1 protein-coding gene is annotated in these 2,161 nt (G+C 61.3%); it reads right to left on the bottom strand.

Features of this window, described 5'->3' with window-relative positions; translation table 11 throughout:
• Positions 1 to 114 precede the first annotated feature (114 nt).
• Positions 115 to 1,554, bottom strand: coding sequence for a group II intron reverse transcriptase/maturase (gene ltrA, locus HGO92_RS23040; RefSeq protein WP_346769079.1), 1,440 nt, complete (start codon positions 1,552 to 1,554; stop codon positions 115 to 117).
• Positions 1,555 to 2,161: the final 607 nt, after the last annotated feature.

The following is a 2,161-nucleotide window of genomic DNA, read 5'->3' on the forward strand; positions in this document are numbered from 1 at the left end:
ATGTAGGGTCGGGCCGGAGCGCGACACCGGGATTGCTCCCGGCTCGTTTCTCCGACCCGCCCTCCGCACCGGACGTGCGACTCTCATCGCATCCGGCGCTCCACGGATAGACACTCAAGCCGTGTTGGCTGCCCACGGCGTCGGGATATTGCGTGCCCGCCACCGATACCGGGTGACCGGTACCGTCGCGGTGTCGAACATGATGATTCCCTCGGCCTGGGGCTGGTTTCCGGGCCTTCCTGTCAGAAAGCGCCGGAACAAGTCCCGCCATGTAATGCCGGGGTGTCGTTTGCGGATCCATTGGGTCACCCGATGCCATATGAAGGCATCGAGGTACCCGAAGGTCGCTTTGGAAACCCCATGGCGGAAATAGTTGCACCAGCCACGCACCACCGGATTCAACCGGCGGAGCAGGGCGTCCAGCGATGGATGTTCCGACCGACGTGTCAGTGCCCGCACCTTCCCGAGAATCGTCGACAAGGACTTCTTCGACGGGTAGGTGTAGACACTCATTTTCTGGGTTCCTTTCTTCACTCTCCGCTGGATGTGAAAACCGAGGAAATCGAACCCCTCATCAACGTGGCAGACCCGGGATTTCGCTACGGAGATCTTCAACCCCAGAGGGGCGATGACCTCCGCGACTTCATCCCAGAGGGCCTCCGCATGGGCTTGGGTACCAAGGACCATGATGACAAAATCGTCAGCGTAGCGGATGATCCGATAGGTGGCCCCTCCCCGTTTCCGGTGCGCTTCCCTGCGGTAAGGGGTGCCATGGGCATCCCACAAATCGCAAAAATGCTTGTCCAACACCGTCAATGCGATGTTGGCCAGAAGCGGGGAAATGATCCCTCCCTGCGGGGTTCCGGTGTCAGATTCCCTGATCTTCCCCTCGGCGGACATGATGCCCGCCTTGAGGAACTTGCCGATCAGGACCAGCACGCGTTTGTCCGTGACGCGCTTGCGCACCTCGGCGATGACCGCCGAATGCTTCAGCTCGTCAAAACATGCCTCAATATCTGCCTCGAACACCCAGTGGTAATTCCGGGTGGCCATGGCATGGATTTCGGCAATCGCATCCTGCGCCCGACGCTTCGGACGGAAACCGTAACTGACCGGCTTGAAATCCGCCTCAAAGATCGGCTCCAACACCAACGCCAGGGATGCCTGAACCACCCGATCCCTGGCGGTGGGAATGCCGAGGCGACGAAGCTTCGTGCTGTTCGGTTTGGGGATCAATCGTTCCCTCACCGGCAACGGGACAAAGGCCCGGGACTTGACCAGCTCCCTAACTTCCTCCAGAAACTCCTCGCTTTCGGCACCAGCACCGATCAGGGCCGGAATGCGCCGGTCAACACCGGCCGTTCTGGCACCCTTGTTTCCTTTGACCCGGCCCCACGCAACGGTGAGGAAATCCCGGTCATAGACGAGGTTGAACACGTCGTCAAAAAGACGGCCAGGGTCACTGACCGCCCAGTGGTGCAGTTTCGTCTGCATCGCACGTACCCGCAGACTCGCCTCATCGAGGTCGGCCCAACGCGGTTCACCGGTATTCACCAATGCCTCCGTTCCGTGCAGTAGCTACTGCGTCATATCCGCTGGGGCCCTTCGCCATGTACGAGGCTTTCCCCCGCTCGGACTACTACGGCCCCTCCGCCCCATCGTGCGCCGATCGACGGACAACACGCTCACCCGGACCAGCACCCCTGGATGGGCAACAAGCCCGGGAGACGCACGACGGTTCCCACGTTCACTGTTTACCGATCGGCAGGTTAGGCGCCCAGCTATGCTCCTGCGATATCGCCACGGCTACGCCGCAGGCCTTCACCGTGGCCTCGGATGCCAACGACCTTAACCGACATCCAAGTTCCCGCCCCGTCATGCGGGACGGTACGCATCGCAGGCCAGCCCATATCCACCGAATTTGAGCTGGCGGGAGACTTGAGAAGCTTTAGCACTGGTTCCTCTCGTACACCTTCCTGCCTTGCTTGCCGGACCCGACCCATTCGGTAGTACTGGTCCGTCCCGGCGTTGTCGGGGCTGCTTGCCACCCTTCCCGGTGTTTCCTCGGGTCAGGCTGCCCCCAGCTTCGTCATGCTGCTGCGACAGCACAACGGCGAAGGTCTTCCACCTCCGCTCGGTAAAACAGCGCCTCGTGGCGCAC

Source organism: Crystallibacter degradans (assembly GCF_012952295.1).
Lineage (GTDB): Bacteria > Actinomycetota > Actinomycetes > Actinomycetales > Micrococcaceae > Crystallibacter > Crystallibacter degradans.